This is a genomic window from Kaistia terrae (assembly GCF_026344005.1).
GTDB lineage: Bacteria > Pseudomonadota > Alphaproteobacteria > Rhizobiales > Kaistiaceae > Kaistia > Kaistia terrae.
This window is the reverse complement of the sequence record NZ_JAPKNH010000030.1, coordinates 1-2613: the sequence shown is the minus strand read 5'-3', so window position 1 is coordinate 2613 and position 2613 is coordinate 1. Positions and strand designations below refer to the sequence as shown.

Here is a 2613-nt window from a genome sequence, read left to right as displayed (position 1 = left end):
GCCGAGGGCGCGTACAAATTCGGCTACGGCACCTCGACCTTCGAGCCGTTCGCCAACCTCGCCTATGTGCTTGTTGATGGGGATGTGAGCGAGAGCGGCATGTTCGCGACATCGGGCCCGGCGCAGATGGACACCACCTACACGACGCTCGGGCTGCGCGCGTCAACCGTTCTCATGGAGCGACTGACGGCACGCGGCACGCTGGGGTGGCGTCATGCATTCGGCGATGTAACGCCAGAGGTATCGCTGGCCTTCAATACGGGCGGCCCGGCCTTCGGCCTGTCCGGAGCCCCCATCGCGATCGATGCGGCCGTCGCGGAACTGGGCGTCGATTACGACCTCGGCGCTGACGCAACGCTCAGTGTCACATACTCCGGACAATACGGCTCGGACGCATACGAAAACAGTGCGCAGGCAGGATTGACCTGGAAGTTCTGATCGACCTCGAACATCTCAGCGAGAACGGACTGGGCACGCTCACGCGGAAGGGACCCGCGTGTGGTGGGCCACTGGTGACGAAGTCATAGGGGACGGGCATTGAACGGCATTTTTGCTTTGAGGAAGGAGCGACGGCTCTCCCTGTTTGCCGCCCTCCTGATGCTTTCTACCCATGGCACGATCGCGCTTGCCCAGGCCCCTCCCGGCAGCGTGCCATGGGACAATGCGACGACCGCGTCTGAGCTTCAGGCTGCCATCGATCAGGCCCTGATCGACAAGCGCATCCCGGGAGCCTCGGTCTCCATCCGGCAGGGCGACGTGCGCTGGACGTCGAACTCAGGCCTCGCGAATGTCGACAACGGCACAGCACCCACGGCGGACACCTATTTCGGCTTTCGCAGCATCACCAAGTCGTTTGTGACCACCGTCATCCTGCAACTGGCGGAAGAGGGACGCATCGGGCTGGATGATCCGGTCGGAAAATATGTCGACGGCGTGCCCAACGGCGACCTGATAACGATCCGCCAGCTCGCGCAGATGCGATCCGGCCTGTTCAACTATACCGCGTCGCCCGCTTTCGGCGAGCAGTTCGGCGAGGATCCGGGCAAGGCGTGGACGGCGGCGGAATTGCTCGCCTTCGCATTCGCCGAGCCGGTGCAGTTCGCGCCCGGCGCCTCCTACGAATATTCCAACAGCAACACCGTGCTGCTCGGCGAAGTGATTGCGGCCGCGACGGGAAATGACTGGTCGGAAGAGGTGCGCCGCCGCCTGACGGACCCGCTCGGGCTGAGCTCGGTGATCGACCAGGGCGCAGGCACGATGCCGGCGCCGAATGCGGTCGGGTATATCGACCTCGACGACGGCAACGGTCCGGTGTCGCTGGCCGAGTTCAACGCCAGCGGCACGGGCGCCTCGGGCGCGCTCGTCGGTGTAATCGCCGATGCCGAGCGGTGGGGAAAGGCGGTCGGCAGCGGCGAGTTGCTCAGCAAGCGCGACTTCGTCGAACGGCTGAAGTCGTTCGGCTCCATTGCGCCCGATCCGCTAAGCCCGGAATATGACAGCTACGGCTTCGGAATGGGCGAGATTTCCGGCTTCATCGGCCACACGGGCAACGGCCTCGGGTTCGAGGCGCTTGTCATGTATGACCGGGCAAACGACCGCACGATCACCATCCTCATCAACGCAAGCAATCCTGACGATCCCGATGCACCGGCGCATCTGTTCAAGGAATTGCTGGCGATCCTGGACTGGACCGGCCCCGCCGGCCAGATCCAGGTGGCGGCGGATGGCACGAACGAGGTCGTGGGAGCGGGCACGGTCTGGACCGGGCTTGTCAGCGGACCGTTTGGCGCGCGCGCCGCCATCTATGCTGCCAATGGCGGATCGGCCGTCGCGGATGGCCGCGTCACACTCGCGACGCTACAGGACTACGTGCCCGCAATCTTCGTCGGCAATGACGGACGCGTGGAGTTGGGCCTTGGCGGCGACATCACTGCTTCGCCGGGCGGTGACGGCGCTTTCCTGCGTGCCGAGACCGGCACCGCATCGCTCGTACTTACCGACGTGAACATCGCTTTGAACGGCGATGAGGTCAGCGGCACCGGTGTCGACGCGCGCGACAACTCCGAAGCGATGCTGACCCGCGTGAAAATCACCGGTAGTGCCCTCGCCGGCCTGCATGCGGGGGGCGACGCGCCCGCCGCGATCGAGGGCGTTGGGGTCGTCATCGATCTCACCAGCGGCGACGGCGTGTGGGTCGAGCCGAACGGTACGGTTCAGCTCACCGATAGCTCCATCGATCTGAACGGCGCCGGCAGCGGCCTGCATGTTACCGGTGGCGACGGTACGGCCGAGCTGCTCGGCACGCGCGTTGACGTACAGACGCAGGCGGCGGGCAGTTTCGGCATTCTCGCGCAGGGCGACGGCGCGACCGTCGGCCTCGATGATGGCTCGGTGACAACCCATGGCGCTAACTCCCATGCGGTTGTGCTTGGCGAGGGCGCGCGGGTCGATCTGAGTGGAACAAGCGTGCTCGCCTATGGAGCGGCCGCAGCGGCGGTTGCGGCCGTCTCGATCGAGGGCGCAGCGACGAGCCGCACAGCCTACCTCTCGGTAAGCGGCAGTACGCTCGCCGCGGCGAGCGGCACGGCCGTGGTGGCGGCCGGCACCGACCTG

2 protein-coding genes are annotated in these 2613 nt (G+C 65.8%); both read left to right on the top strand.

Annotated elements, in window-relative coordinates; all coding sequences use genetic code 11:
* The coding region (locus OSH12_RS26155; protein WP_266346574.1) for an autotransporter outer membrane beta-barrel domain-containing protein at nucleotides 1–438 on the top strand (438 nt) is incomplete at its 5' end.
* 99 nt (nucleotides 439–537) lie between these two features.
* Nucleotides 538–2613: serine hydrolase (locus OSH12_RS26150; RefSeq protein WP_266346573.1), on the top strand; the 2076-nt coding region annotated here is incomplete at its 3' end.